This window comes from Pseudomonas sp. PB101 (assembly GCF_009764265.1).
In the GTDB taxonomy this organism is placed as follows: Bacteria; Pseudomonadota; Gammaproteobacteria; order Pseudomonadales; family Pseudomonadaceae; genus Aquipseudomonas.
On sequence record NZ_RWIR01000016.1, the window covers coordinates 116,124 to 142,514 of the forward strand.

Annotated in this window: 24 protein-coding genes; 5 read left to right on the forward strand and 19 right to left on the reverse strand. The window is 61.1% G+C overall.

The window, feature by feature from the left end; all coding sequences use genetic code 11:
- Nucleotides 1-54: 54 nt before the first annotated feature.
- From EI969_RS04770 to EI969_RS04800, 7 genes are all read right to left on the reverse strand, one after another.
- A complete protein-coding gene (locus EI969_RS04770) occupies nucleotides 55-612 on the reverse strand; it encodes a phosphonate degradation HD-domain oxygenase (protein ID WP_160386154.1) in 558 nt (185 codons plus the stop codon).
- Nucleotides 612-1,745, reverse strand: coding sequence for a TIGR03364 family FAD-dependent oxidoreductase (locus EI969_RS04775; RefSeq protein WP_160386155.1), 1,134 nt, complete (start codon nucleotides 1,743-1,745; stop codon nucleotides 612-614). The genes EI969_RS04770 and EI969_RS04775 overlap by 1 nt, the downstream gene beginning before the upstream one ends.
- Before the next feature lie 143 nt (nucleotides 1,746-1,888).
- Nucleotides 1,889-2,914, reverse strand: a complete 1,026-nt coding sequence (locus tag EI969_RS04780; protein ID WP_160386156.1) for a putative 2-aminoethylphosphonate ABC transporter substrate-binding protein — start codon at nucleotides 2,912-2,914, stop codon at nucleotides 1,889-1,891.
- Nucleotides 2,915-2,953: 39 nt separating this feature from the next.
- The gene (locus EI969_RS04785) at nucleotides 2,954-4,678 is read right to left on the reverse strand and encodes a putative 2-aminoethylphosphonate ABC transporter permease subunit (RefSeq protein WP_160386157.1); all 1,725 of its coding nucleotides are present in this window, start codon (nucleotides 4,676-4,678) and stop codon (nucleotides 2,954-2,956) included.
- On the reverse strand, nucleotides 4,678-5,754 hold the full coding sequence (locus EI969_RS04790; RefSeq protein WP_160386158.1) for a putative 2-aminoethylphosphonate ABC transporter ATP-binding protein: 1,077 nt from the start codon (nucleotides 5,752-5,754) through the stop codon (nucleotides 4,678-4,680). Before EI969_RS04790 ends, EI969_RS04785 begins: the two co-directional genes overlap by 1 nt.
- Nucleotides 5,755-5,881: 127 nt before the next feature.
- A complete protein-coding gene (locus EI969_RS04795) occupies nucleotides 5,882-6,745 on the reverse strand; it encodes a LysR family transcriptional regulator (protein WP_160386159.1) in 864 nt (287 codons plus the stop codon).
- Between the two features lie 16 nt (nucleotides 6,746-6,761).
- Complete coding sequence (locus EI969_RS04800; protein ID WP_160386160.1) at nucleotides 6,762-9,023, reverse strand: heavy metal translocating P-type ATPase; 2,262 nt, start codon at nucleotides 9,021-9,023, stop codon at nucleotides 6,762-6,764.
- Nucleotides 9,024-9,116: 93 nt separating this feature from the next.
- Between EI969_RS04800 and cadR the strand changes: the two genes are divergently transcribed.
- A complete protein-coding gene (gene cadR / locus EI969_RS04805) occupies nucleotides 9,117-9,566 on the forward strand; it encodes a Cd(II)/Pb(II)-responsive transcriptional regulator (RefSeq protein WP_160386161.1) in 450 nt (149 codons plus the stop codon).
- Between the two features lie 122 nt (nucleotides 9,567-9,688).
- Here cadR and EI969_RS04810 read toward each other — a convergent pair whose 3' ends face one another.
- The 3 genes from EI969_RS04810 to EI969_RS04820 form a co-directional block, all read right to left on the reverse strand.
- Entirely contained in the window at nucleotides 9,689-10,660 is a 972-nt protein-coding gene (locus EI969_RS04810) for a thymidylate synthase (RefSeq protein WP_160386162.1), read from the reverse strand.
- Nucleotides 10,661-10,709: 49 nt separating this feature from the next.
- Nucleotides 10,710-11,522, reverse strand: a complete 813-nt coding sequence (gene lgt / locus EI969_RS04815) for a prolipoprotein diacylglyceryl transferase (RefSeq protein ID WP_160386163.1) — start codon at nucleotides 11,520-11,522, stop codon at nucleotides 10,710-10,712.
- 97 nt (nucleotides 11,523-11,619) lie between these two features.
- Nucleotides 11,620-12,402, reverse strand: coding sequence for a sulfite exporter TauE/SafE family protein (locus EI969_RS04820; protein WP_160386164.1), 783 nt, complete (start codon nucleotides 12,400-12,402; stop codon nucleotides 11,620-11,622).
- Between the two features lie 134 nt (nucleotides 12,403-12,536).
- Here EI969_RS04820 and EI969_RS04825 point away from each other — a divergent pair, with 134 nt between their 5' ends.
- Nucleotides 12,537-13,283, forward strand: a complete 747-nt coding sequence (locus tag EI969_RS04825) for an NRDE family protein (RefSeq protein ID WP_160386165.1) — start codon at nucleotides 12,537-12,539, stop codon at nucleotides 13,281-13,283.
- 126 nt (nucleotides 13,284-13,409) lie between these two features.
- Here EI969_RS04825 and ptsP read toward each other — a convergent pair whose 3' ends face one another.
- Nucleotides 13,410-15,689, reverse strand: a complete 2,280-nt coding sequence (gene ptsP / locus EI969_RS04830) for a phosphoenolpyruvate--protein phosphotransferase (protein WP_160386166.1) — start codon at nucleotides 15,687-15,689, stop codon at nucleotides 13,410-13,412.
- 22 nt (nucleotides 15,690-15,711) lie between these two features.
- Nucleotides 15,712-16,191, reverse strand: a complete 480-nt coding sequence (locus tag EI969_RS04835) for an RNA pyrophosphohydrolase (RefSeq protein WP_003229203.1) — start codon at nucleotides 16,189-16,191, stop codon at nucleotides 15,712-15,714.
- Nucleotides 16,192-16,334: 143 nt separating this feature from the next.
- On the opposite strand from EI969_RS04835, the gene EI969_RS04840 reads away from it, so the two are divergent.
- A complete protein-coding gene (locus EI969_RS04840; protein ID WP_160386167.1) occupies nucleotides 16,335-16,991 on the forward strand; it encodes an HAD family phosphatase in 657 nt (218 codons plus the stop codon).
- A gap of 120 nt (nucleotides 16,992-17,111) precedes the next feature.
- Here the strand turns inward: EI969_RS04840 and EI969_RS04845 are convergent, their stop codons facing one another.
- Together EI969_RS04845 and ilvA are read right to left on the reverse strand one after the other, a co-directional pair.
- Nucleotides 17,112-17,537: a DUF2269 domain-containing protein gene (locus tag EI969_RS04845; protein ID WP_160386168.1), complete on the reverse strand. Its 426-nt coding sequence runs from the start codon at nucleotides 17,535-17,537 to the stop codon at nucleotides 17,112-17,114.
- Nucleotides 17,538-17,576: 39 nt separating this feature from the next.
- On the reverse strand, nucleotides 17,577-19,091 hold the full coding sequence (ilvA, locus tag EI969_RS04850; protein ID WP_057712867.1) for a threonine ammonia-lyase, biosynthetic: 1,515 nt from the start codon (nucleotides 19,089-19,091) through the stop codon (nucleotides 17,577-17,579).
- A gap of 145 nt (nucleotides 19,092-19,236) precedes the next feature.
- On the opposite strand from ilvA, the gene rpiA reads away from it, so the two are divergent.
- Nucleotides 19,237-19,911: a ribose-5-phosphate isomerase RpiA gene (gene rpiA, locus EI969_RS04855; protein ID WP_160386169.1), complete on the forward strand. Its 675-nt coding sequence runs from the start codon at nucleotides 19,237-19,239 to the stop codon at nucleotides 19,909-19,911.
- A gap of 173 nt (nucleotides 19,912-20,084) precedes the next feature.
- On the opposite strand, the gene EI969_RS04860 is transcribed toward rpiA, so the two are convergent.
- From EI969_RS04860 to EI969_RS04875, 4 genes are all read right to left on the reverse strand, one after another.
- Nucleotides 20,085-21,002 carry an SdiA-regulated domain-containing protein gene (locus EI969_RS04860; protein ID WP_160386170.1) on the reverse strand — a complete coding sequence of 306 codons (918 nt, stop codon included), beginning with the start codon at nucleotides 21,000-21,002 and terminating at the stop codon, nucleotides 20,085-20,087.
- A gap of 118 nt (nucleotides 21,003-21,120) precedes the next feature.
- The gene (locus EI969_RS04865; protein ID WP_160386171.1) at nucleotides 21,121-22,047 is read right to left on the reverse strand and encodes an SdiA-regulated domain-containing protein; all 927 of its coding nucleotides are present in this window, start codon (nucleotides 22,045-22,047) and stop codon (nucleotides 21,121-21,123) included.
- Nucleotides 22,048-22,316: 269 nt separating this feature from the next.
- On the reverse strand, nucleotides 22,317-22,982 hold the full coding sequence (locus EI969_RS04870) for a fumarylacetoacetate hydrolase family protein (protein WP_160386172.1): 666 nt from the start codon (nucleotides 22,980-22,982) through the stop codon (nucleotides 22,317-22,319).
- Between the two features lie 37 nt (nucleotides 22,983-23,019).
- Complete coding sequence (locus EI969_RS04875) at nucleotides 23,020-24,414, reverse strand: FAD-binding oxidoreductase (RefSeq protein WP_160386173.1); 1,395 nt, start codon at nucleotides 24,412-24,414, stop codon at nucleotides 23,020-23,022.
- Nucleotides 24,415-24,618: 204 nt separating this feature from the next.
- Here EI969_RS04875 and serA point away from each other — a divergent pair, with 204 nt between their 5' ends.
- Complete coding sequence (gene serA, locus EI969_RS04880; RefSeq protein WP_110659339.1) at nucleotides 24,619-25,848, forward strand: phosphoglycerate dehydrogenase; 1,230 nt, start codon at nucleotides 24,619-24,621, stop codon at nucleotides 25,846-25,848.
- Nucleotides 25,849-25,910: 62 nt separating this feature from the next.
- Here serA and EI969_RS04885 read toward each other — a convergent pair whose 3' ends face one another.
- Nucleotides 25,911-26,336 (reverse strand): DUF4399 domain-containing protein, encoded by a 426-nt coding sequence (locus EI969_RS04885; protein WP_160386174.1) that lies wholly within the window; start codon nucleotides 26,334-26,336, stop codon nucleotides 25,911-25,913.
- Nucleotides 26,337-26,391 lie beyond the last annotated feature (55 nt).

The following is a 26,391-nucleotide window of genomic DNA, read 5'->3' on the forward strand; positions in this document are numbered from 1 at the left end:
CTGATCCTTGTGGGAGCGGGCTTGCCCGCGATGGCCGCGCCTCGATTCAAAGGTTCACGCCGCCAACAGGCGCGACGCCTTGTCCTTCAACACCGCCAGATCAATCACCGGCACATGCATCTCTTTCGCCAGTTCATCCCACTGACGCATGCGCAAGCTCACGGCACACAGCGGGTCCTGCTCGAACGCCTCGGCCTCTGCAGCCGTCATCACCCCGCCCTGATATTCCAGGGTCCGGCGACTGGCTTCGCTCAGGCGATCATAGTATCCCGCCTCCTTGAGCGTCAGATAACGCTTGGCCTGCACGTGGTATTCGACCAGCCGCGCCATGCGCTCGCTGAATCCGGCGCGGCGTAAATAGTCAGCGCCGAGCCGCTCATGGCTGACTACGCCGTAGCCGCCCATGTTCTCGGCACTCTCGGCGCAGATGTGCCCGATGTCGTGAAAGAACGCTGCCAGCACCACTTCATCGTCGAAGCCTTCGGCCATGGCCAATTGCGCAGCCTGGGACATGTGCTCAATCTGCGACACCGGCTCGCCGATGTAGTCGCTGTCACCAAAGCGCTCGTACAGAGCGAACACTTCGGCGATCACTTGCTCTTTACGCTCCATCAGATTTCTCCCAATACCGTGGCAACGTTGCGTTCGGCCATGGCCGGCCCGACGCTCATACCGACACCGGAGTGCATCAACGCCACGCCCAGGCCTTTTTCCGGGCGCAGGAACGAGAAGGGTCCCGGCCCCCGTGAACCATAGACGCCCTGCCAGCGTTCGACCACCTGCACCTTGCAGCCCAGCGTCTGCTCGGCCAGTTCGATCATCCAGTCATCGACCTGTTCGGCATTGAAGGGCGAGGGATCGCTGCCGTAATGGTGCGAATCGCCGATGATCAACTCGCCATGGGGCGTCGGACTGATCAGCAGGTGAATGCCGTTTTCGTGCAGATGCGGCGCGTATTGCAGAATTTCCGCCTGCACCGCCGCAGCCTCCGGCAAATCGGCGAAGGCGCCGTAGTGCACGCAACTCAACCCGGTGAGCAACGCGTGTTGCAAGTTGAGGTTGATCTGCGGTCGGGCGCGGAGCATTTGCAGGCGGCAGATTTGCGGGTCGAGCTCGGCGATTTGCGCGGCCAGCAAGGTCTGATAATCGTGGCCGGAGCAGACGATGATCTGCTCGGCACTGAAGCTGCCGGCCGTGCTGTACAAGCGGCCCGGCTCGATATCACGCACCAGGGTGGAGAAGTGAAACTCGACGCCCAGGTCGCGGCGCAGGAAGTCGATCAACGCCGGAATCGCTTCGCGTGAGTACAGTTGTTGGTCGTCCATGCCGTGCAACGCTGCGCGGTGATGGCGGAACTGGCCGCCGTACAAATCGCGCAAGGCGGCACCGCGCAACAGGTCGACACGGTAACCGTGCTCCACCGCGCGGCCGTCGCAGAAGGCTTCCAGCAATTGCTCTTCGGCCTCGGTGCGGGCGAACAGGTACGAGCCATTGCGCTTGAGTTGCAGGCCTGCGAGCTGTGCCCAATCGCCCCAGATTGCGCGGCTGGCGCGGGCCAGTTCGAGCATCGGTCCCGGTGGTTGGCCGGTGACCAGTGCCTGGCCGAAGTTACGCACCGAAGCGCCGACAGGCGTTTCGCTGCGCTCGAATACCCTGACCTTCAGACCGCGTTTGGCGGCGGCATAGGCGTGGGACAAGCCCAGGATGCCGGCGCCGACGATCAGCATGTCGTTGTGTTGTGTCATCTAGAGGTGCTCTGAATGAGAGACCGCTATCGCGGGCAAGCCCGCTCCCACAGGTTTCGAGGTGTTCACAAAATCTGCATTCACCATAGATCCCTGTGGGAGCTGGCTTGCCAGCGATGAGGCCCTGTCAGCCGATGAAAATCTTACTTGGCCGCCACTTTCTCGGACTTGCCGTCATAGCGTTTGCGCCATTCGGTCAGGATCTCGTCGCGGTTCTTCGAAGCCCAGGCGAAGTCGTTCTTGATCAGGCGCTGTTCGTAGTCGGCCGGCAGTTCGGTCTGCGGCTTGGCGATGCCAGGCTGGGCGAGTACGGCGAAGTTTTCCTTGTAGAGATCCATCGCCTCAGGGCTGGCAGAGAAGTCAGCCAGTTTCTTTGCCGCTTCCTCGTGGGCAGTGCCCTTGATCACGGCAGTCGCTTCGATTTCCCAGCCCAGGCCTTCCTTCGGCAGGATGATGTCCAGTGGTGCGCCCTGGCGTTTCAGTTGAACCGCCGGGTACTCGAAGGAAATACCGATCGGGAATTCGCCAGCGGCGGCCAGTTTGCAAGGCTTGGAGCCGGAGTGAACGTACTGGCCGATGTTCTGGTGCAGGCCGTCCATGTAGGCCCAGCCCTGCTTCTCGCCGAAGGTTTGCAACCAGGCGCTGACGTCGAGGAAACCGGTGCCGGACGAGGCCGGGTTGGGCATGACGATCTTGCCTTTGTACTCAGGCTTGGTCAGGTCTTGCCAGCTCACGGGCTTGGTCAGGCCCTGCTTCTCGGCTTCGACGGTGTTGAAGCAGATGGTCGCGGCCCAGACGTCCATGCCGACCCAGGCTGGCGGATTGGCGGCGTCGCGGTAGTTCGCACCGATCTTGCTAAGATCCTTCGGTGCGTAGCTTTGCAGCATGCCTTGCTGATCGAGGATCGCCAGGCTGGAAGCCGCCAGCCCCCACACGGCGTCAGCCTGCGGACGGGCTTTTTCGGCGAGCAACTTGGCGGTGATGATGCCGGTGGAATCGCGCACCCACTTGATTTCGACGTCCGGGTTGGCCTTCTCGAAGGCCTCTTTGTAGGTCTTCAGCTGTTCGGCTTCGAGGGCGGTGTACACCGTCAACTCGGTTTTCGCCGCGAAGGCGTTCAGGCTGAAAGCGGTGAGGACAGCAGCGGCCAGGGCCAGGGGCTTGAACATGATCTTTTCCTGTTTTTTGAGTTGAGGGGTTGTGCAGATTCAATGACCGGGCGCGGTCTGCCGCCAGGCCTGGGAGCGGCGCAGCAAGCCGCGCGATGCCCAGGCCAGCAGCAGGGACACGCCCGCCGAGGTAATCAGGATCAGGGTCGACATCGCCGCCGCGCCGCCGACGTTGCCGGCGTCGTCCATGTTCAGCACCGCCACCGCCGCGAGGATGGTGTCGGGGCTGTAGAGGAAGATCGCCGCCGAGACGGTGGTCATGGCCGAGACGAACAGGTAGCGCACGATGTCCAGCAACGCCGGCAGGCAGATCGGCACGGTAACGCGCAGGTAGTGGCGGTACAGCGGCGCCTTGAGCGACAGCGCAGCGGCTTCGAACTCGGCGTCGAGCTGGCGCAGCGCGGTGGTGGCGGTCATTTGCGCGGTGGTCAAATAGTGCGCAATGGTGCAGACGACCAGCAGGGTCATGGTCCCGTAGAGCACATGGAGCGGGTTGCCGGTGAGGTTGAAGAAGAATACGTAACCCAAACCCAGCACCAGGCCCGGCACCGCCATCGGCACGAAGCTGAGCATGCGCAAGGTCAGGTTCAAGCCGCGCTGCCCTTTGGTTTTTTCCATCAGGTAAGCGCCTGTGAAGATCAGCATGGAGCCGATCAACGCGGTGCCCAGGGCCATCTTCAGGCTGTTGCCATAGGCCAGCCAGCCACCGCCGGCGGTTTCGTTGAACTGATAGTGGTTGAGCGACAGCGACAGGTTGTACGGCCAGAACTTCACCAGGGACGAAAACACCGCCATGCCGAACACCAACAGCAACGCGGCGCAGATCAGCAACACGATGGCCATGTAGCAGCTGTCGCGCAGCTTCGACGGCGCGGGTTTGAACACTTGGGCGCGGCCGCTCATGGAATCGCCGTGACGACGACGCAACCAGGCATCGACGCCGAAGCTGAACAGCGCCGGCAGCAACAACACCATGCCGATCAAGGCACCGCGCCCGAACTGCTGTTGGCCGACCACGGCTTTGTAGGCTTCCAGCGCCAGTACCTGATAATCGCCACCGACCACTACAGGCACGCCGAAATCAGTGATGGTCAGGGTGAACACCAGGCAGAACGCAGCGAACACGGCCTGGCGGGTCGCCGGCCAGGTGATGCTGCGGAAGGCTTTCGCGGGGCTGGCGCCCATGCTCGAGGCCGCGTCGAACAGCCGTGCATCCGCCAGGGACAGGGCCGACAGCAGAATCATCAAGGCATGCGGGAAGGTGTAGATCACCTCACCCAGAACGATGCCCCAGAAGCCGTAGATGTTGTCCGAGAGCAGGCCACGCAACATGCCCTGGTTGCCGAACAGATACACCAGCGCAATACCGGGCAGCATCGACGGCGCCATCAATGGCAGCAACGAGATACCGCGCCAGATGCCTTTGGCCGGAATCAAGGTGCGTTGCAGGGCGTAGGCAAACAGGTAGGCCAGCGGTACGACAATGGCCGCGACGCTGAGGGAAACTTTCAGGCTGTTGCCGAGCAACCAGTGGAAATTCTCGCTGGTCACCAGCTCTTTCGCGGCGACCCAGCCACCGCCCTGCCCGGCCTCTGCGCTGAAACCGCGCCAGAAGATCGCCAGCAACGGCATCAACACGGCAACGCCCAACAACATCAGCATGAGGACCTTGCCACCAACCACGAACAACCGGTCACCGAACTCGACGCGGGTGGACTGCCGAACCTGCCTTTGTGGCAGCGGCAGCGCGATGTTCGCGCTCATCAGGCGAACACCTGCAGGCTGCGCGGCGGCAAGGCGACCATGATCTGCTGCGCGCCAAGGCGCGGCATGGCTTCCGGCGCCAGTTCCGCCAACAGTGCGTGGCCCGGCAATTGATCGAGTTCAAAACTCATACGGCAGCGGTTGCCGAGGAAGGTGATTTCACGAACCTTGGCCGGGAACAGGTTTTCCTCGTGCACCAGCGGATTGACGTTGATCGCTTCCGGGCGGCAGAACAAACGGCCGGAAGCGGTCTTGGCGCCGCCATCGGCCAGACGCACGTTCATCCCGCCGACCTGGGCGTGACTGTCGCTACTGCGCTGGAACGGTAGCCAGTTACCCTGGCCGACGAACTCAGCCACGAATGGCGTGGCCGGGCGGTTGTAGATTTCCTGCGGGGTGGCGTATTGCTCGACCTTGCCGTTGTTCATCACGGCGATGCGGTCGGCCATCAACATGGCTTCATCCTGATTGTGGGTGACCATCAGGGTGGTGATGCCGAGGTTGCGTTGCAGCTGGCGCAGTTCGGTACACAGATGCTCGCGGACTCGCGCATCGAGAGCCGACATCGGCTCGTCCAGCAGCAACAGCGAAGGCGCCGGAGCCAGGGCGCGAGCCAGTGCGACCCGCTGCTGCTGGCCACCGGACAACTGGCCGGGGTACTTTTTCTCGCTGCCGCTCAGGCCGACCAGCTCGAGCATCTGACCGACACGCTGGCGAGTCTGGTCGCGACCATTGCCGGCGAGGCCGTAGGCAATGTTCGCTTCGACCGTGAGATTGGGGAACAAGGCGTAGGACTGGAACAGAATGCCGTAGTCCCGCGCCTGGGGTGCCAGGTGGGAAACATCACGGTCGCCCAGGTACAACTCGCCGCTGTCCTGCTTCTCGAGGCCGGCGATGCAGCGCAGCAAAGTGGTCTTGCCACAGCCCGACGGGCCCAGCAGGCACACCAGCTCACCGGCGGCCACGTCGAGGGACACGTTATCCAGCGCCGTGAAAGCACCGAAGCGTTTCTGTACCCCGCGCACCTTCATTGGCGCGCCGGGGTTGGTCAGGGCAGTTGCGATCGAGTTGTTCATGGACGGGCCTCATCTGGCAGATGGGGCCATCCTAGAGTTGTAATGAGTCCGTCATGTGGCAGTAAGGCAAAAACTGCCGATAGTGGTATTCGAGGATTTTGGTTCAAGTCTTGTGGCAAAGAAGATCTCAGGCCGGCGCCATTTCCTGTGCCAACCCCAGAAACGCCGCCGGCAGCCGCGCGTTTTTGCGCTCCTTGAGGCAGTACAGGTACTCGGGAATCTGCGGCGCATTCTCAATGGTCAGCACCCGCAGTTGCGGATCGTGGGGCACTTCCTGACGGGCAATGATGCTGATGCCGATGTTGCGCAGCACCGCCTCGCGGATCGATTCGCGGCTGCCGATCTCCAGCAGCGGGCCGAAACTCACGCCGGCACTGGCCAACAACTCTTCGGTCAGGCGGCGGGTGGTCGAGCCCGGTTCGCGCATCAGCAGGGTATGCCCGGCCAACGCGCTGAGCGGCACATGATCGTGAACCGCCAGCGGATGATTACGATGCACCGCCAGCACCAGCGGATCGCTGCCCAGCACCCGGCGAATCAACCGCGCATCATCGAGCAATTGCGAGGACGCCGCGACATCGACCCGGTAATCCTCCAGCGCTTCGAGCACCTGCTGGGAATTGCCGATTTCCACCGACACTTCGACCTGCGGCAGTCGCTCGCGGAAAGTCTTCACCAGGTCGAGGATGTAATACGGCGCCGTGGCGGCAATGCGCAACGTGCCCTGGACCTGGCCGCAGTTACGCAGGAAAAACTCGATGTCGGCTTCCTGCTGCATCAGTGCCTTGACCATCGGCAGCAGGCGCGCGCCCTCCTCGCTGACACTGAGGCGCCGACCGCCACGGTAGAACAGCTCGACCGCATACTGACTTTCGAGGTTACGTATCTGCGTCGTCACCGTCGGCTGGCTCAGGCCAAGCTTTTTGGCCGCCTGGGTAATGCTGCCCAGGCGGGCCACCATGTAAAACGCCTTCAGCTCGGCACTCAGCACAACCGCCCCTCATCCTTTACTTGCGCAACAGGCGCAAACCGTTGAACACCACCAGCAAACTCACGCCCATGTCGGCGAACACTGCCATCCACATGGTAGCGACCCCGGCGAAGGTTACCCCAAGAAAGATCGCCTTGATGACCAGAGCCAGGGCGATGTTCTGCTTGAGAATGATCGAAGTCTGCCGCGACAGTTGAATGAATGCGGGAATCTTGCGCAGATCGTCGTCCATCAGGGCGACATCGGCCGTTTCGATCGCGGTATCGGTACCTGCGGCAGCCATGGCGAAACCGATCTCGGAACGCGCCAGTGCCGGGGCATCGTTGATGCCGTCACCGACCATGCCGACACGGTGCCCTTGGGCGTAAAGCGCCTCGATAGCCTGCAACTTGTCACCCGGCAACAAATCACCCTTGGCATCGTCGATACCGACTTGCGCGGCAATGGCTTGCGCGGTGTGGACGTTATCGCCGGTGAGCATCAGCGTCTTGATGCCCAGGTCATGCAACTGCCGGATAGCCTCGCGGCTCGATTCCTTCACCGTGTCCGCCACGGCGAACAGCGCCAATGGGCCGGACGAATCAAGCAGCAGCACCACCGACTTGCCCTGTTTTTCCAGGGCAAACAGCTTTTCTTCCAGTGCGGGCGAACACAGGCCCAGATCCTCTACCAAACGATGGTTGCCCAGATGGTAGAGCTGGCCGTTGATCTCGCCGCGCACACCGCGCCCGCCCAGCGCTTCGAAGTTATCCACAATCAGTGGCGGGGTTTGTTTATCCACAGCGGCCTTGGCGATGGCCAGCGATACCGGGTGATCCGAGCGCCCGGCCAGGGCGGCGGCAATGGCAGGCGCCGACTCATCGGCGGTCGGGTCCAGCGACAGGAAATCAGTCTGCACCGGCTTGCCATGGGTGATGGTGCCGGTCTTGTCCAGGGCCAGGTAGTCGAGCTTGTAACCGCCCTCCAGATAGACGCCGCCCTTGACCAGGATGCCTTTGCGCGCCGCCGCCGCGAGGCCGCTGACGATGGTCACCGGCGTGGAAATCACCAGCGCACACGGGCAGGCCACCACCAGCAGCACCAGCGCCCGATAGATCCAGTCGAACCACAACGCACCCATGAACATGGGCGGAATCACCGCCACGGCCAGGGCCAGGACGAACACCGCCGGGGTGTAGATTTTCGAGAAGCTGTCGACGAAGCGCTGGGTCGGCGCCCGTGCCCCCTGGGCCTGCTCGACGGCGTGGATGATGCGCGCCAGGGTCGAGTTATCCGCCGCAGCGGTTACTTCAAATTCCAGTGAGCCAGCCTGATTGATGGTGCCGGCGAACACTTTGTCGCCGACGGTTTTCTCCACCGGCAGGCTTTCACCGGTGATTGGCGCCTGATCGATGGTCGAGCGGCCGGACAGCACTTCGCCGTCCAGGCCGATGCGCTCACCGGGACGGATCCGTACCCGCGCGCCGAGCCCGATGGTTTTGACGTCCTGTTCAAGCCAGCTCCCGTCAGCCTGTAACACCGTTGCCGTGTCCGGGGTCATCTGCATCAGGCCGCTGATGGCATTGCGCGCACGGTCGAGGGACCGGGCCTCGATCAACTCGGCCACGGTGAACAGGAACATCACCATTGCCGCTTCCGGCCACTGGCCGATCAGCACCGCGCCGGTCACGGCTATGCTCATCAGCGCGTTGATGTTCAGGTTGCGGTTCTTGAGGGCGATCCAGCCTTTTTTGTAGGTACCGAGGCCACCGCTGAGGATCGATACCAGCGCGATGATCGCCACCACCCAGTTCGGTGCGGAAGCGGTGAAGTGGATGACCTCAGCCAGCAATGCACCAACACCGGACAACGCCAAAGGCCACCACGGCTTGTTCCGGGGCACCGGCGTCGGGGTTTCAGCCCCCTGATCCATAGGCTCGGCATGCATGCCAAGGGACTTGATGGCCTCGACGATCGGCTCGATACCAGGCAAATCGTGGGTTACGCCCAGCACACGATTAATCAGATTGAACTCGAGCTGCTGCACGCCGGTCATCTTGCTGAGCTTATTCTGGATCAGCGTCTGCTCGGTCGGGCAGTCCATCGCTTCAATGCGAAAGTTGCTCAGCCTGGCCCCGTTCGTCGGCGCTTCGCTCAGCTTTACGATCGCTGGCGCCGTCGCACTGGATGAACAGCAGGAGTCGCCGTGACCGCCGTGGCCGTGTTTTTGCACGGGTTTGAGCTTGTGGCTGTGCTCGTGTTCAGCCCCGGGTTTGTGGGAGTGCAGGGAATCGCTCATTGGTTGCGTCCATAAGAGTGCCTGTTGCCAAGTAAAGACCCTGTAGCCACTATAGGGTCAAGCACCCATTTTGGAGATTTGGAGATTGTCGTCATGAAGATTGGAGAATTGGCGAAGCTCACGGACTGTGCCGTGGAAACTATCCGCTACTACGAGCGCGAAAACCTTCTGCCGGAGCCGGCCCGCAGTGACGGCAATTATCGCGTCTACACCCAGGCACACGCCGAGCGCCTGACCTTCATCCGCAACTGTCGCACCCTGGACATGACGCTCGAGGAAATCCGCAGTCTGCTGGCGTTTCGCGACAGTCCGCAGGACCAGTGCGAAAGCGTCAACGCGCTGATCGACGAGCACATCCATCACGTCAAGGCGCGGATCGACGGCTTGCTGGCCTTGCAGACACAACTGCTCGACCTGCGCCAACGCTGTGGAGAAGGGCCGGATGTCGATCAATGCGGGATTTTGCAACGCCTGGAAGTGAGTGGCGGGGTTGTGGCGCCGGAGGTGGAGCATTCTCATGTTGGCCGTAGTCACGGCCACTGAAAACTACACAAAACCCTGTGGGAGCGAGCTTGCTCGCGATGGCGGCGGCACATTCAACATTGATGTGACTGACAAACCGCTATCGCGAGCAAGCTCGCTCCCACAGGGTCGGTGGTGGTTTTTTAGACCGCCATCGGCGCGGTCATCGGCGCGTGGTGCTCGTAGCCTTCCAGGGAGAAATCACCCGGCTCCACCAGCTCCAGCCACTCCGGCTGATACACGCCAGTCTTGGCAAACTCCGGCACGCGGTCGGAAATCACCAGTTTCGGCATCGGGAACGGCTCGCGCTTGAGCTGTTCGTTGAGCATGTCCAGGTGGTTTTCGTAGACGTGGGCGTCACCGATGAAATAGGTGAACCAGCGCGGCGTGTAGCCGGTCAGGCGACCGATCAGGCTCAGCAGCGCCGCCCCTTCGGTGAGGTTGAACGGCGTGCCCAGACCCAGGTCGTTGGAACGGATGTAGAGGGTCAAGGAGATCTCTTGGGTCTCGACATTCGGGTGGAACTGGTACAGCAGGTGGCACGGCGGCAGGGCCATTTCATCAAGCTGGGCGCAGTTCCAGCCGTGGAACAGGATGCGCCGGCTGCCCGGGTCCTTGATGATGGTGTCGACGCACTGGCGGACCTGGTCGATGGCCTTGTACAGCACCACGTAGGCCTGACCGTCTTCCTCGCCTTCGGCAATCTGCCGGTAGCCTTGCGCCAGGGTCTGCTCGATAGCGGCCGGATTGCTCAGCGGGATCTGCTTGTACGCTGGCCATTTGCGCCATTGCACGCCGTAGATCTCGCCGAGGTCGTCTTCGCCCTGACGGAACGGGTTGGCCAGCCACTGGGCGTTTTCGTTGGCGTTCTGGTCCCAGACCTTGCATCCAAGGGCGCGGAATTCGGCGGCGTTGTTCACGCCACGCAGGAATCCGCACATTTCGCCGATAGCCGATTTGAAGGCCATCTTGCGCGTGGTGATCGCCGGGAAACCTTCCTTCAGGTCGTAACGCAGCATCGCACCGGGAAAGCTGATGGTGTTCACGCCGGTACGGTTGGCCTGTTTGGTGCCGTTCTTGATGACGTGGGCGACCAGTTCGAGATATTGCTTCATGAATTACCTGTGTCCTTGAACCCGCAACCATCGCTGCGGGGTTCGAATTTTATACAGCTGCCGCTGGAGTCGCCGGGGCGCGGTGATACGCCAGCCAGATCAGGAACAGACCGCCGAGGATCATCGGCACGCACAGCACCTGGCCCATGGTCAGCCAGTTCCAGGCCAGATAGCCCAGCTGCGCGTCCGGTACACGGACGAATTCGACGATGAAACGGAAGATGCCGTAGAACAGCGCGAACATCCCAGAGACCGCCATGGTCGGCCGCGGCTTGCGCGAGAACAGCCAGAGGATCAGGAACAGCGCCACGCCTTCGAGGGCGAACTGGTACAGCTGCGACGGGTGACGCGCCAGTTGCGCCGGATCGCTGAACGGCGGGAAGACCATCGCCCACGGCACGTCGGTCGGCTTGCCCCACAGCTCGGCGTTGATGAAGTTGCCGATACGCCCGGCGCCCAGGCCAATCGGCACCATCGGCGCGACGAAATCCATCAGCTGGAAGAACGACTTGTTGTTCTTTTTACCGAACCACAACGCCGCCAGCATCACGCCGATGAAACCGCCGTGGAACGACATGCCGCCTTTCCACACTTCGAAAATCAGCGTCGGGTTGGCGAGGTAGGCATGCAGATCGTAGAACAACACATAACCCAGGCGCCCGCCGACGATCACCCCCATCGACATCCAGAACACCATGTCGGAGAGTTTCTCTTTGGTCCAGGTCGGGTCGAAGCGGTTCAAGCGGCGAGAGGCCAGCAGCCAGGCGCCGCCGATACCGATCAGGTACATCAGACCGTACCAGTGGATTTTCAGCGGACCGATGGCCAGGGCCACCGGGTCGATCTGCGGGTAAGGCAGCATTGCGACTCCTCGTTAGAGTTCAAATCTTAAAAATTCCCGGGCGACGCTGCCACCTCAGGATTAAGCCAGGATTGCGCTGTGCGTCAGAGCAGATGCTTCAGACTAGAAAGTTCAGGCCGACGCAGAACAGCAAAGCGGCAAACAGCCGTTTCAGCAACTTCGGCGACAAGCTGTGGGCCAATCGCGCACCCAAACGGGCGAACACCATGCTGGTCAGGGCAATGCCCAGCAACGCCGGCAAATAAATGAAGCCGAGACTATGGGCCGGGAGCAACGGATCGTGCCAGCCCAGAATCATGAAACTTAACGCACTGGCCAGGGCGATCGGCAGCCCGCAGGCCGATGAAGTGGCCACGGCTTGCTGCATCGGCACGCTGCGCCAGGTCAGGAACGGCACGGTCAACGAACCGCCGCCAATGCCGAAAATCGCCGAAGCCCAGCCAATCACGCTGCCGGCCACGGTCAGACCGAGTTTGCCCGGCACGGTTCGGCTGGCCTTGGGTTTGACCTCCAGCGCCAGCTGAGCGGCGATCACCAGGGCGAATACACCTATGAGTTTCTGCAGGTTGGGGCCGGAAATCGCTTCCGCCGTCAGCGCGCCGAACCCGGCACCGACCAGAATGCCGACGGTCATCCACATGAAGATTGGCCAACGCACGGCGCCACGGCGGTGATGTTCGCGTACCGCGTTGACCGAGGTAAAGATGATCGTCGCCAGGGACGTTCCCACTGCCAGGTGCGTGAGGATCGATGGATCGAACCCCTGGGCCTTGAAGCTGAACACCAGCACCGGGACGATGATGATCCCGCCGCCCACGCCAAACAGCCCGGCGAGTACACCCGCACAGGCGCCGAGCGCCAGATAGAGCAGAAATTCCATGGTCGTCTCGCCCGCATCCCCAAAACCGGAGCGGCATGGTAACGGATGCATGGCCTCAAGCTCCACTGTGCAAGGCGATGGATCGATGAGCGATGTCTGCGTAGAGTGGGCAAAAAACACACAAGGACAACCTTATGTGCCTGATTGTTTTTGCCTGGCGCCCGGGTCATGCCCAGCCGCTGGTCGTGGCGGCCAATCGCGATGAGTTCTACGCCCGCCCCAGCCTGCCCCTGGCGCCATGGCCTGAAGCGCCGCACGTGCATGCAGGGCGCGACCTCGAGGCCGGCGGCACCTGGCTCGGCGTCGGTGCCAACGGACGTTTTGCGGCGCTGACCAACATCCGCGATCCTCATCGACCGCCAGGGCGCAAGTCTCGTGGCGAGCTGGTTGCGCGGTTTCTCAGCGGAAAACTGCCGATTGATGACTATTTAGCCGAGGTTATCGACGGTTCGCTGGAATATGGCGGCTTCAACCTGCTGGTCGGCAATGCCAACGAACTCTGGCATTTCAATCAACGGGAATCGGAGGCGGTGATGTTGGCCCCGGGGGTCTACGGCTTATCCAATGCCGGGCTGGATACGCCGTGGCCGAAACTGCTCAAAGCCAAGGCAGCGTTGAGCGAGGTGCTGGATGATCCGCAGCCTCAGGCGCTGCTGGCGTTATTGAGCGATGCGCAGACCGCACCGCTTGCCGAGTTGCCGGATACCGGAGTGGGGCTGGCCACCGAGACGCTGCTGTCGAGCGTGTTCATTGCCAGCCAGAGTTACGGAACCCGGGCGAGCACGGCGTTGATTGTGCAGCCGGATGGTTCACGGCATTTGGTCGAAAGGAGTTTCGGGCCGTTTGGTGGGCATCTGGGAGAGGTAGATATTTTGGTTTAGGCGGCGACCGGGCTGACGCCATCGCGGGCAAGCCCGCTCCCACAGTGATCGTTGGTGAATACAAATTTTGTGAACACCAGAGAAACCTGTGGGAGCGGGCTTGCCCGCGATTGGGGCGCCGCAATACTAGAGGGCCTTGACCGCAGCCGGATTGATCATCCGCGCCAATCCAAGGTTCTTCAGCGCCAGTTGCAACGAGCTGTGGATAACCTGCGGGTTGTCGATGGTCATCAGTTCGGCCAGCAGCTCCTTGGCCTTGCTCAGGTTGATCTGGCGCAGCATCCACTTCACCTTCGGCAAGTTGGTGGCGTTCATCGACAGGCTGTCGAAACCCATCGCCATCAACAGCACGGCGGCTGCCGGGTCACCGGCCATTTCACCGCAGATGCTCACCGGCTTGCCTTCGGCATGGGCATCGCGCACTACGGCCTGCAAGGCTTGCAGCACCGCCGGGTGCAGGTAGTCGTAAAGGTCGGCCACCCTCGGGTTGTTGCGATCAACGGCCAGCAAGTACTGGGTCAGGTCGTTGGAACCGACCGAAAGGAAGTCCACTTGCCGCGCCAGTTCCTTGGTCTGATACACCGCTGCCGGAATCTCGATCATCACGCCGATCGGCGGCATAGGCACGTCGCAGCCCTCGTCACGCACTTCGCCCCACGCACGGTGGATCAGGTGCAGGGCTTCTTCCAGTTCGTGAGTGCCGGAGATCATCGGCAGCAGAATCCGCAGGTTGTTCAAGCCTTCGCTGGCCTTGAGCATGGCCCGGGTCTGCACCAGGAAGATTTCCGGGTGGTCGAGGGTGACACGAATACCGCGCCAGCCGAGGAACGGGTTGTCTTCCTTGATCGGGAAGTACGACAGCGATTTGTCGCCGCCGATGTCCAGGCTACGCATGGTCACCGGTTGCGGGTGGAATGCGGCGAGTTGCTCGCGGTAGATCGCCAGTTGTTCCTTTTCGCTCGGGAACCGCTGGTTGATCATGAACGGTACTTCGGTGCGGTACAGACCGACGCCTTCGGCGCCGCGTTTCTGTGCTCGCGCCACATCCGCCAACAGGCCGGTGTTGACCCACAGCGGCATGCGGTGGCCATCGACCGTGACACACGGCAGATCGCGTAGCGCATCGAGCCCCAGGGCCAGTTGTTTCTCTTCCTCGACCACCTCGGCGAACTGCTTGCGCAGCACCTCGCTGGGGTTGGTGTAGACCTCGCCGCGATGACCGTCGACGATCATGCCGATGCCATCGACCTTGGAATACGGCAGGTCGACCAGGCCCATCACGGTCGGGATGCCCATGGCCCGGGCAAGGATCGCGACGTGGGAGTTGCCCGAGCCGAGTACCGAGACCAGGCCCACCAGCTTGCTTTCAGGCACCTCGCCGAGCATCGCCGGCGTCAGTTCCTCGCTGACCAGGATGGTGTTGTCCGGGTAGACCAGCGTTTGCTGGCGCTCTTCCTGCAAGTAGGCGAGCAGGCGGCGACCGAGGTCCTTGACGTCGGATGCACGCTCGCGCAGGTAAGCGTCGTCCATCAATTCGAAACGGTTGACGTGATCGGTGACCACCTGACGCAAAGCGCCCTGTGCCCACTGGCCGGTCTTGATCACGGTGGTCACTTCGCTGCCCAGCGCCGCGTCGTCGAGCATCATCAGATAGACGTCGAACAACGCCCGTTCTTCCGGGCGCAACTGAGTGGCGAGCTTGGCGGACAACGCGCGCATGTCCGCGCGCACACCTTCGATGGCGGTCTTGAACAGACCCAGTTCGGCCTCGATGTCGGTGATGGTCTTGTCGGGCACCACGTCCAGATCGGCCGGGGGCAGCATGACCACCGCCGTACCGACTGCCGCACCCGGCGAGCCCGGAACGCCGATGAACTTGGCTTCCTGGATGCCTTTGCCCTGACGACCGAGGCCACGGATCGAACCGGTGGCTTCGGCGTGGGCGATAACGCCGGCGAGCTGCGCACTCATGGTCACGAGGAAGGCTTCTTCACCTTCATCGAACTGGCGACGTTCCTTTTGCTGGATGACCAACACGCCGACGACCCGGCGGTGGTGAATGATCGGCGCCCCGAGGAATGAAGCGAAGCGCTCTTCACCGGTCTCGGCGAAGTAGCGGTAGCGCGGGTGGTCCGCAGCGTTTTCGAGGTTCAGGGGTTCTTCGCGCGTACCGACCAGGCCAACCAGACCTTCGTTGGGTGCCATGCTGACCTTGCCGATCGAGCGCTTGTTCAAGCCCTCGGTGGCCATCAGCACGAAACGGTTGGACTCGGGGTCAAGCAGGTAGACCGAGCAAACCTGGCTGCCCATGGCCTCTTTGACGCGCAACACAATAATCCCCAACGCCGCCTTGAGATCCTTGGCGGAGTTAACTTCCTGGACGATCTTGCGCAGCGTATTGAGCATGGCTCGGGGTCGAACTCCGTCGTCAGTCGCGCGCTAAAAGGCGCGGGGCAAGCTCTTTGAGAGCGCGTCGATACACCTCGCGCTTGAATGTCACCACCTGGCCCAACGGATACCAATAACTGACCCAGCGCCAGCCATCGAATTCCGGTTTACCGGTCAAATCCATCCGCACCCGCTGCTCGTTGGAGATCAGGCGCAGGAGAAACCATTTCTGTTTCTGGCCGATGCACAGCGGTTGGCTGTGGGTACGTACCAGACGTTGCGGCAAACGATAGCGCAACCAGCCCCGGGTGCAGGCGAGAATTTCAACATCTTCGCGCTCAAGGCCCACTTCTTCGTTCAGCTCGCGGTACAAGGCGTCTTCCGGCGTCTCTTCGGGGTTGATTCCCCCCTGCGGAAACTGCCAGGCATCTTGATTGATTCGGCGAGCCCATAGCACCTGGCCGGCGTCATTCGTCAGAATGATCCCGACATTGGGGCGAAAACCATCGGGGTCGATCACGGCTACAACCTCGCAAACGCATGTCGTCGCATTGTTCCACAAAGGTTGTGAAGGCGGCAACGAAGGTTCCTACCTTATGTGCACTCTTGTGAAAAGACCGTATTCTTGTCGCCTTTTTACTGACTTTTCAGCGGGTAACTGCAATGCGCCTGGCTTTATTCGATTTGGACAACACCCTTCTGGGCGGTGACAGCGATCACGCCTGGGGCGATTACCTGTGCGAGCGCGGCTTTCTCGACGCCGTCGCCTACAAGACTCGCAACGATGAGTTCTACCAGGATTACCTGGCCGGCAAACTGGATAACGCCGCTTACCTGAACTTCTGCCTGGAAGTGCTCGGCCGCACCGAAATGGCCACGCTGGATCAGTGGCACAGCGATTACATGCGCGACTGCATCGAGCCGATCATGCTGCCCAAGGCGATCGAACTGCTGGCCAAACACCGTGCCGCCGGCGACAAACTGGTGATCATCACTGCGACCAACCGCTTCGTCACCGCGCCGATCGCCGTGCGCCTTGGCGTCGAAACCCTGATCGCCACCGAGTGCGAAATGGTCGACGGCCGCTATACCGGGCGCAGCACCGATGTGCCGTGCTTCCGTGAAGGCAAGGTGACGCGCCTGAATCGCTGGCTGGAGGAAACCGGGTATTCGCTGGACGACAGCTACTTTTATAGCGACTCGATGAATGATCTGCCGTTGCTGGAGCAGGTGACCCATGCGGTGGCGGTCGATCCTGATCCGAATCTGCGGGCCGAGGCCGAGAAGCGGGGTTGGCCGGTGATCAGCCTGCGCGGCTAATATCGCCATCGCAGGCAAGCCAGCTCCCACAGGTTTCTCGGGTGCTCACAAAATCTGTGTTCACTAAATATCCCTGTGGGAGCTGGCTTGCCTGCGATTGGGTCGACTCGGTTTCATGGGTTAAACCGGCTTGGCGCCCATCAATCCGGCAATGGCGATAAAACAGACAAAACTGAACAACGCCAGGGCAAAGGTGAACTTCCCCACGCCACCCGGCGTCTTGCGCAGTTTATTGAGGCGCACCAGCAGCCAGAACCACGCCAGCGCCGCCACGGTGTACAGCACACTGGAGGCCAGCAACCAGGTCTGCCCCAGCGGCCAGCCCACCAGATGCACCATCCACCAGCCGGTGAACGGCATACTCAGGAGCGCCAGCCCCATCAACAGCCAGACAAATACACGCGGCCGTTGCAGGGTACGGCTTCCCGCCGTCGCGTCACCCTTGCGCCGCGCCAGCAAAACCCAGACGCCCAACCCCAGCGCACACGCCAGCAGTACAACAGTTGCCACCATGTGCGCCATTTTCAGGGCAGTTAACGTTTCCATTGTTCGATTTCCTTATTGCCTGCCCAACAGCGTAGCCCCTCAGCCAAGAAACAGCTGATAGGCCGGGTTGTCGCTTTCGTCCCAGTACGGGTAGCCGATTTCTTCCAGCGCCGCCGGCACCAGGTGGCGTTCGTCATGGGGCACTTGCAGGCCCGCGACGACACGGCCATCCGCCGCGCCATGGTTGCGGTAGTGGAACATCGAGATGTTCCAGCGCCCGCCAAGCTTGTTGAGGAAGTTGAAGAGTGCGCCCGGACGCTCCGGGAATTCGAAACGCAGGATCACTTCATCGACCACATGCGCCGCACGCCCGCCCACCATATGGCGGATGTGCAGCTTGGCCAGTTCGTTGTCGGTCAGGTCCAGCACCGGGAAACCCTGCTCGCTCAGGCTGGCGATCAATGCGCTGCGCGGGTCGTTTTCCGGGTGGGTCTGCACGCCGACAAAGATGTGCGCTTCGCTGCCGGTGTTGTAGCGGTAGTTGAACTCGGTGATCTGGCGCTTGCCGATGGCCTCGCAGAACGCCTTGAAGCTGCCTGGTTTCTCGGGAATGGTCACGGCGATGATCGCTTCGCGGCCCTCGCCCAGCTCCGCACGCTCGGCCACATGACGCAAGCGGTCGAAATTGACGTTGGCCCCGGAGTCGATGGCCACGAAGGTCTGGCCGCTGACGCCGCGCTGCTCGACATACTTCTTGATCCCGGCCACGCCCAAGGCGCCGGCAGGTTCGGTGATCGAGCGGGTATCGTCGTAGATATCCTTGATGGCGGCACAGATTTCGTCGGTGCTGACGGTAATCACCTCATCGACATGGTCTTTGCAGATATCGAAGGTGTGCTGACCGATCTGGGCCACCGCAACGCCGTCGGCGAAGAGGCCCACGGTCGGCAGCACCACACGCTCGCCCGCCGCCATGGCGGCTTGCAGGCAATTGGAATCATCCGGTTCGACGCCGATGATCTTGATGTCCGGGCGCAGGTACTTCACGTACGCCGCGATGCCGGCGATCAGGCCGCCGCCGCCCACCGGAACGAAAATCGCATCCAGCGGCTGCGGGTGCTGGCGCAAAATCTCCATGGCCACGGTGCCCTGCCCGGCAATGGTGTGAGGATCGTCATACGGGTGAATGTAGACGTAGCCTTTTTCGTCGACCAGTTTCAGCGAGTAGGCCAGAGCTTCCGGGAACGAGTCGCCGTGCAGCACCACTTTGCCGCCACGCGAGCGCACGCCTTCGACCTTGATCTCCGGGGTGGTCTTGGGCATGACGATGGTCGCTTTCACGCCCAACACCTTGGCCGCGAGCGCCAGGCCCTGGGCATGGTTGCCCGCCGAGGCGGTGACCACGCCACGGGCGCGTTCTTCGTCGCTCAACTGGGTCAACTTGTTGTAGGCGCCGCGAATCTTGAACGAGAACACCGGCTGCAAGTCTTCGCGCTTGAGCCAAATGCTGTTGCCCAGCCGCTCGGAGAGCTGGCGGGCAGACTGCAACGGGGTTTCTACGGCAACGTCATAAACGCGCGAGGTGAGGATCTTTTTGACGTACTGTTCAAGCATCGGAAAGCATCACTGAGCGGGTTGGGCAGGACCACGGAGTCTAACCCGGCTTTTGCCCGGACGACCACACGAATACAGAGGTTTTAGCCCGACATGGGGCTATAATGCCGGCCTTTCGTCCCCTCCTCGGCACCCCGGAGCCCGCATGAACCAGGATCAACTCAAACAGGCAGTGGCTCAGGCCGCCGTCGACTTCATCCTTCCGAAACTCGACGACAAGAGCATCGTCGGGGTCGGCACCGGCTCCACCGCCAACTGCTTCATCGACGCCCTGGCCAAACACAAGGGCGCATTCGACGGCGCCGTCGCCAGTTCCGAAGCCACCGCCGCGCGCCTCAAGGGCCACGGGATTCCGGTGTACGAACTGAACACCGTCAGCGACCTGGAGTTCTATGTCGACGGCGCCGATGAAAGCGACGAGCACCTGAACCTGATCAAGGGCGGCGGCGCGGCCCTGACCCGCGAGAAGATTGTCGCGGCCGTGGCCAAGACGTTCATCTGCATTGCCGACGCCAGCAAACTGGTGCCGGTGCTCGGTGCTTTCCCGCTGCCGGTGGAAGTGATCCCGATGGCCCGCAGCCACGTGGCCCGCGAGCTGGTGAAGCTCGGCGGCGACCCGGTTTACCGCGAAGGCGTGCTGACCGACAACGGCAACATCATCCTCGACGTGTTCAACATGCAGATCACCAACCCGGTGGAGCTGGAGACACAGATCAACGCGATCGTCGGCGTGGTCACCAATGGCTTGTTCGCGGCGCGTCCGGCGGACCTGTTGTTGCTGGGTACCAGCGAAGGCGTGAAGACACTGCGCGCCGAGTAAGCAAGACCGCCCACATTGTTGTGGGCAGATGAAAAACCTGTGGGAGCGAGCTTGGTCCGGGCGGCGATCCGACGATGAGGCCGTGTCAGTCGACTGAAATGTTGAATGACAGACCGCAATCGTCGGATCGCCGCCCGGACCAAGCTCGCTCCCACAGTGTTTTGGGGTGCTGGTTAGGGTTGTGTGGGTTTCTTGAACACGTAGAACAGGTTCGGCTCACTGACCAGGTACAGCGTACCGTCATCATCCACCGCGATTCCCTCCGCCTGCGGCACGGTTTTTTGCAAACCCTGGCGCCCCTTGTGCAATGACATTGTGCTCAACGGCCGCCCGTCCACATCGAGCTCCAGAATCAACCGCGACTCATCCGACAGCGCCAGCAAATGCCCGCTGCGTTCGTCGTATTGCAGGCTCGACAGGTCCCGCACGAACATCCCGGCATCACGCTTGGGGTCGTTGATCACGTGCACCGAGTAGGACTCTTCGGGATTGAAGCGCGGAAAACCGTGCACTTCGTAGATCAACATCGGATTGCGCTCCTTGGCCACGAACAGGCGCTTGCCCACCGAGTCGTAAGCCAGCCCTTCGAAACCCGAGTTGCCACCCATGTGTACGCCGAGGGTCATCTGCTCGGCGTCCGCCGCATCGATGAAGGTGGTGTCCGGTTCCAGACGGATCTTGATCAGCCGCTGCTGGCTTTCGTCAGTGACCACGTAAATGTCTTCGCTGATGAACTCCACCGCCTCCGGATCACCGAAACCGACCAACGCCACACGGCGCAAGATCCTGCCGTCGAGGGACAGCTCGATCAGCTCGCTTTGTTTGTTGGTGACGGTGAACAGGCTTTTGCGCACCGGGTCGTAGGTCAACGCTGAAACGTTGTCGGCCAGGCCATCGATCACCTGCGCTTCGGTGACGACCTTGTACTGATCCAGGCTCATGGAGCGGGAACTCACCGGCTGCCACAGCGCATGCAGATTGAACCAGCCTCGCTCGAACAGGCGCAGGTACTGGGCGATCGCTATCAACGCGATCAGCAAGACCACCGACAGGATCAGAATCAGGGATTTGGGGCGGGCAAATCGACGCATTCGGGTGGGCTCAGGGTAGAAACAGGCGGATGAAATATCACGCCTGTCTGAACTGAAGCTTAATGGCCACTGGCCTGAACCTACAACCGAACGCGAACAATCCTACAAATCGTCAACGTCAGCGCTGTTTTTCGAAGCGATAAAACAGGTTCGGCTCACTCACCATGTACAGCGTGCCCGCCTCATCCATGGTCACGCCTTCGGCACGTGGAATGGTGCCTTTCAGGCCGTTGAAGCCTCGCAGCAGAGTAATGAAGCTGACCTGCTCGCCGTTCTTGTCCAGTTCCAGCAACAGGTGCGAGTCGGCGGACAGCGCCAGCATGTGGCCAGTCCGCGGGTCGATCGCCAGCGCCGACAGGTTGCGCATGTCCAGTGCGTGACTGGCCATCTTCAACTTGTCGCCGGCAAGGACCTTGCCATCGCCTTTCCAGGTAAACAATGCCGGCGGGCGCTCTTCGCCCAGCACCAGCTGCTGATTGCTCGAATCCCAGGTAACAGCCTCAAAGGCTTTGTTCTGGTCTTTGGAAGGGCCGAGGTCATATTTCGGGAAATCGGCGATGTTCAGCTCGCGGGTGTCGGCATCGACCTTGACGATAACGATCAGATGCTCGCGCTCATCGACAATGGCCAGTCGGCCGTCGCCCAGCACGGTGACACCCTCGGGATTGCTCCAGCCGACCAATGGCATCTTGCGCAGCACATCACCCTGCAAGCTCAATTCGGCCAGGAACGGGTTCTTGCCCATGACCGAAAACAGGGTTTTGGTCTGAGGGTCATAGGCCACGTCCGATGCTTCGTCCTTCTCCATGCCCGGCAACGGCTTGGCATCGATCACCGCCCGATAGTCCGGCAGCCAGACACTGGCCTGACGCTCGGCCGGGCTCTTGAATTGCTCTTTCACCCAGAGCACGCCCCGCGCATCCCAATGCATGGCAAATGCAACGCCGTAGGCGACAACGGCTACCAGCAGTAGCCAGGTGTGCCAACGCAGGGCGAAGCGTGAGCGGCGGACAGGTTCAAGCGAGGAAAGCGGAGCAGTGGCCATTGGGAAATGCGTTCCAGAAATTCAGGCTAGGGGTAATAGCACAATTTGGGGCCGGCTCAGAGGCCGAAAGCACTGAAATTATCCAGACCGGATGTGAAAAAAACGGGAAATGACAGGATGAAGCTGTGTGGAGTCCCAACTTCAGACCACCACACACTACTGTGGGAGCGAGCTTGCTCGCGATGAGGTCGTGTCAGCCAACAGAGATGTTGAATGACACACCGCAATCGCGAGCAAGCTCGCTCCCACAGGGTACAGCGGCGTTACAACTAACGGACGCTGCTGGTGAAACTGCTGGCGCCCGGCAGTTCCAGGACGATCTCGTCACCGACATTCAGCGGACCAACGCCCACTGGCGTGCCAGTGAGGATCACATCACCGGCCTGCAGCGAAAAGCAGCCGGCCATGTGCTGGATCATCGGCACGATCGGGTTGAGCATGGCGCTGCTGTTGCCGTCCTGGCGCACTTCGCCATTGATGGTCAGGCGGATGCCGATGTCGGTCAGGTCGGCAAACGTGCCGCCGGACACGAACGGAGCAATCACTGCCGCACCATCGAAGGACTTGGCGATTTCCCAGGGCAGGCCCTTGGATTTCAGCTCGGCCTGCTTGTCGCGCAGGGTCAGGTCCAGCGCCGGGGCGAAACCGGAGATGGCGTCGAGCACTTCTTCAACGCTCGGCTTGGTCGACAACGGCTTGCCGATCAACACCGCGATTTCCGCCTCGTAATGCACCGAGCCACGTTCGGTCGGAATGCTGAAACCGCCTTCCAGCGGCACTACGCAACTGCCCGGCTTGATGAACAGCAGCGGCTCGGTCGGTACCGGGTTGTCCAGTTCCTTGGCGTGTTCGGCGTAGTTACGGCCGATGCACACCACTTTCCCCAGCGGGAAATGAATGCGCGTACCGTCGACATACTGGTGCTGATAGCTCATTACCGACTCCTGCTTCGTTGGCTCTTTAAGTTCGAAATCAAACAGCGAAAATCTTGCCCGGGTTCATGATGCCGTTCGGGTCGAATACCGCCTTGACCGCTTTCATGTACTCGATCTCAACCGGCGAGCGGCTGTAGGTCAGGTAGTCGCGCTTGGTCATGCCCACGCCGTGCTCGGCGGAAATCGAGCCGTTGTACTTCTCGACGGTTTCGAACACCCACTTGTTGACGGTGGCGCACTTGGCGAAAAACTCGTCCTTGCTCAGGTTATCCGGCTTGAGGATATTCAAGTGCAGGTTGCCGTCGCCGATGTGGCCGAACCAGACGATTTCGAAGTCCGGGTAGTGTTCGCCGACGATCGCGTCAATTTCCTTCAGGAACGCCGGCACTTTCGACACGGTGACCGAAATGTCGTTCTTGTACGGCGTCCAGTGGGAAATGGTTTCGGAGATGTATTCGCGCAGCTTCCACAGATTGTGCAGCTGGGTTTCGCTCTGGCTCATCACGCCGTCCAGCACCCAGCCCTGCTCGACGCAATGCTCGAAGGTTTCGAGGGCGTGGTTGGCCACTTCTTCGGTGGTCGCTTCGAATTCCAGCAATGCGTAGAACGGGCAATCGGTTTCGAATGGCGCCGGGACGTCACCGCGACCCATGACTTTGGCCAGGGCTTTGTCGGAGAAGAATTCGAAGGCGGTCAGGTCAAGCTTGCTCTGGAAGGCGTGCAGTACCGGCATGATCGAGTCGAAATCGGTGGTGCCCAGGACCATCGCGGTGAGGTTTTTCGGGGCACGGTCCAGGCGCATGGTCGCTTCGACCACGAAACCGAGGGTGCCTTCGGCGCCGATGAACAGCTGGCGCATGTCGTAGCCGGTGGCGTTCTTGATCAGGTCGCGGTTCAGTTCCAGCACGTCGCCCTTGCCGGTGACGACTTTCATGCCGGCAACCCAGTTACGGGTCATGCCGTAGCGAATCACCTTGATTCCGCCGGCATTGGTGCCGATATTGCCGCCAATCTGGCTCGAACCGGACGAGGCGAAGTCCACCGGGTAGTACAGGCCTTTTTCTTCAGCTACGTTCTGCAATTGCTTGGTGACCACGCCCGGCTGACAAACGGCAGTACGGTCGGTGAGGTTCACGTCGAGGATCTGGTTCATGTAGTCGAACGACACGACGACTTCGCCATTGGCTGCCACGGCCGCGGCAGACAAACCGGTACGGCCGCCGGACGGCACCAGCGCCACCTTGTGTTTGTTGGCCCACAGAACAATGGCCTGGACCTGCTCGGTGGTCTTCGGGAACACGATAGCGGTCGGGGCCGGGGCGAAATGCTTGGTCCAATCCTTACCGTAAGCATTCAGGGAGTCGGCATCGGTCAACACCTTGCCAGGCTCAACCAGGGTCTTCAGCTCTTCAATCAGGGCAGGATTGGTCATCGACAGAACTCTCGAACAATTCATGGTCATCCTGAGAACGCTTCACGTCGCAGGAATGAGTGTTTAGCGGGGCGCCTATGCTAGCATATCGACCCCGCAGGATAGTGCCCAAGGGCTGTTCTGCGGTGACGGCTTTCCTGCCGTCCGGGTCAGCATCTGTTGACCACCTCCTGCCATTTTTCTCCGGGATACAGGTTTACGCAGATGAGCAAGACTTCTCTCGATAAGAGCAAGATCAAGTTCCTTCTTCTCGAAGGCGTCCACCAATCGGCTGTCGACGTCCTCAAGGCGGCGGGCTACACCAGCATCGAGTACCTCACTGGTTCTCTGCCGGAAGCCCAGCTCAAGGAAAAGATCGCAGATGCTCACTTCATCGGCATTCGCTCGCGCACTCAACTGACCGAAGAGATCTTCGATCACGCGAAGAAGCTGGTCGCGGTCGGCTGTTTCTGCATCGGCACCAACCAGGTCGACCTGAGTGCTGCCCGCGAGCGCGGCATCGCCGTGTTCAATGCGCCGTACTCCAACACCCGTTCCGTAGCGGAGCTGGTGCTGGCCGAAGCGATCCTGCTGTTGCGCGGCATCCCTGAGAAGAACGCTTCCTGCCACCGTGGCGGCTGGATCAAGAGCGCGGCCAACTCCTTCGAGATCCGCGGCAAGAAGCTGGGTATCGTCGGCTACGGCTCGATCGGTACTCAACTGTCGGTCCTGGCGGAAGGCCTGGGCATGCAGGTGTACTTCTACGACACCATCACCAAGCTGCCATTGGGCAACGCCACCCAGGTAGGCAACCTGCACGAGCTGCTGGCGATGTCCGACATCGTTTCGCTGCACGTACCGGAAACCGCCGCTACCCAGTGGATGATGGGCGAGAAGGAAATCCGCGCCATCAAGAAAGGCGGCATCCTGATCAACGCCGCACGCGGCACCGTGGTCGAACTGGACCACCTGGCGGCCGCCATCAAGGACAAGCACCTGATCGGCGCGGCCATCGACGTCTTCCCGGTGGAGCCACGCTCCAACGACGAAGAGTTCGAAAGCCCGCTGCGTGGCCTGGACAACGTGATCCTGACCCCGCACATCGGTGGTTCCACCGCTGAAGCCCAGGCCAACATCGGTCTGGAAGTGGCTGAGAAGCTGGTCAAGTACAGCGACAACGGTACTTCGGTATCGTCCGTGAACTTCCCGGAAGTGGCCCTGCCGGCTCACCCTGGCAAGCACCGCTTGCTGCACATCCACGAAAACATTCCGGGCGTACTCAGCGAGATCAACAAGGTCTTCGCCGAAAACGGCATCAACATCTCCGGTCAGTTCCTGCAGACCAACGAGAAGGTCGGCTACGTGGTCATCGACGTCGACGCCGAGTACTCGGACCTGGCGCAAGAGAAGCTGCAACACGTCAACGGCACCATCCGTAGCCGCGTGTTGTTCTGATCACGGGTTGAGCGACAAAAAAAGGGAGCCTTCGGGCTCCCTTTTTCATTCACGCCACAACGTTACTTGACGTTGACGGTGATCTTCTCGGAAACGATCGGCGGATCGAACGGCATGTGGTTGCTATCGCCCAGTTCAAGCTGCAGGGTGTGTTTGCCTGGCGTGAGCGTCACTTCAGACTGGGTCTGCGCGTTGCCGAAATGCAGGTGGTTGGCATCTTTTGGGATCGGCACACCGGCGGCCGGCAGCTCGTCGACATCGATCAGCAAGTGGTGATGACCGGTGTTCTTGGTGGTATTACCCGCCGGCGCCAGGGCAATGTTCTCGACAGCGAACTTGACGACGACTGTCTGGGGAACCGTCGCGCCGTCCTTGGGAGACACGATGGACACTTCGGCACCTTTCGGAGCCGGCGTTGCAGCGCTGGCCAGCACCGAAACACCCATCAACAGGCCAGCCAAAGCAGCACGTGACATAAAGGTTTTCATTCTCTTCTCCAGTTTTTCCGTAAAATCCGCGTGGCCATGACAACTTCATGGCCAT

Coding starts and splice junctions, on each gene's coding strand:
- EI969_RS04770 (WP_160386154.1), bottom strand. CDS start 612: ATGGAGCGTAAAGAGCAAGTGATCGCCGAAGTGTTCGCTCTGTACGAG.
- EI969_RS04775 (WP_160386155.1), bottom strand. CDS start 1,745: ATGACACAACACAACGACATGCTGATCGTCGGCGCCGGCATCCTGGGC.
- EI969_RS04780 (WP_160386156.1), bottom strand. CDS start 2,914: ATGTTCAAGCCCCTGGCCCTGGCCGCTGCTGTCCTCACCGCTTTCAGC.
- EI969_RS04785 (WP_160386157.1), bottom strand. CDS start 4,678: ATGAGCGCGAACATCGCGCTGCCGCTGCCACAAAGGCAGGTTCGGCAG.
- EI969_RS04790 (WP_160386158.1), bottom strand. CDS start 5,754: ATGAACAACTCGATCGCAACTGCCCTGACCAACCCCGGCGCGCCAATG.
- EI969_RS04800 (WP_160386160.1), bottom strand. CDS start 9,023: ATGAGCGATTCCCTGCACTCCCACAAACCCGGGGCTGAACACGAGCAC.
- cadR (WP_160386161.1), top strand. CDS start 9,117: ATGAAGATTGGAGAATTGGCGAAGCTCACGGACTGTGCCGTGGAAACT.
- EI969_RS04810 (WP_160386162.1), bottom strand. CDS start 10,660: ATGAAGCAATATCTCGAACTGGTCGCCCACGTCATCAAGAACGGCACC.
- lgt (WP_160386163.1), bottom strand. CDS start 11,522: ATGCTGCCTTACCCGCAGATCGACCCGGTGGCCCTGGCCATCGGTCCG.
- EI969_RS04820 (WP_160386164.1), bottom strand. CDS start 12,402: ATGGAATTTCTGCTCTATCTGGCGCTCGGCGCCTGTGCGGGTGTACTC.
- EI969_RS04825 (WP_160386165.1), top strand. CDS start 12,537: ATGTGCCTGATTGTTTTTGCCTGGCGCCCGGGTCATGCCCAGCCGCTG.
- ptsP (WP_160386166.1), bottom strand. CDS start 15,689: ATGCTCAATACGCTGCGCAAGATCGTCCAGGAAGTTAACTCCGCCAAG.
- EI969_RS04840 (WP_160386167.1), top strand. CDS start 16,335: ATGCGCCTGGCTTTATTCGATTTGGACAACACCCTTCTGGGCGGTGAC.
- EI969_RS04845 (WP_160386168.1), bottom strand. CDS start 17,537: ATGGAAACGTTAACTGCCCTGAAAATGGCGCACATGGTGGCAACTGTT.
- ilvA (WP_057712867.1), bottom strand. CDS start 19,091: ATGCTTGAACAGTACGTCAAAAAGATCCTCACCTCGCGCGTTTATGAC.
- rpiA (WP_160386169.1), top strand. CDS start 19,237: ATGAACCAGGATCAACTCAAACAGGCAGTGGCTCAGGCCGCCGTCGAC.
- EI969_RS04860 (WP_160386170.1), bottom strand. CDS start 21,002: ATGCGTCGATTTGCCCGCCCCAAATCCCTGATTCTGATCCTGTCGGTG.
- EI969_RS04865 (WP_160386171.1), bottom strand. CDS start 22,047: ATGGCCACTGCTCCGCTTTCCTCGCTTGAACCTGTCCGCCGCTCACGC.
- EI969_RS04870 (WP_160386172.1), bottom strand. CDS start 22,982: ATGAGCTATCAGCACCAGTATGTCGACGGTACGCGCATTCATTTCCCG.
- EI969_RS04875 (WP_160386173.1), bottom strand. CDS start 24,414: ATGACCAATCCTGCCCTGATTGAAGAGCTGAAGACCCTGGTTGAGCCT.
- serA (WP_110659339.1), top strand. CDS start 24,619: ATGAGCAAGACTTCTCTCGATAAGAGCAAGATCAAGTTCCTTCTTCTC.
- EI969_RS04885 (WP_160386174.1), bottom strand. CDS start 26,336: ATGAAAACCTTTATGTCACGTGCTGCTTTGGCTGGCCTGTTGATGGGT.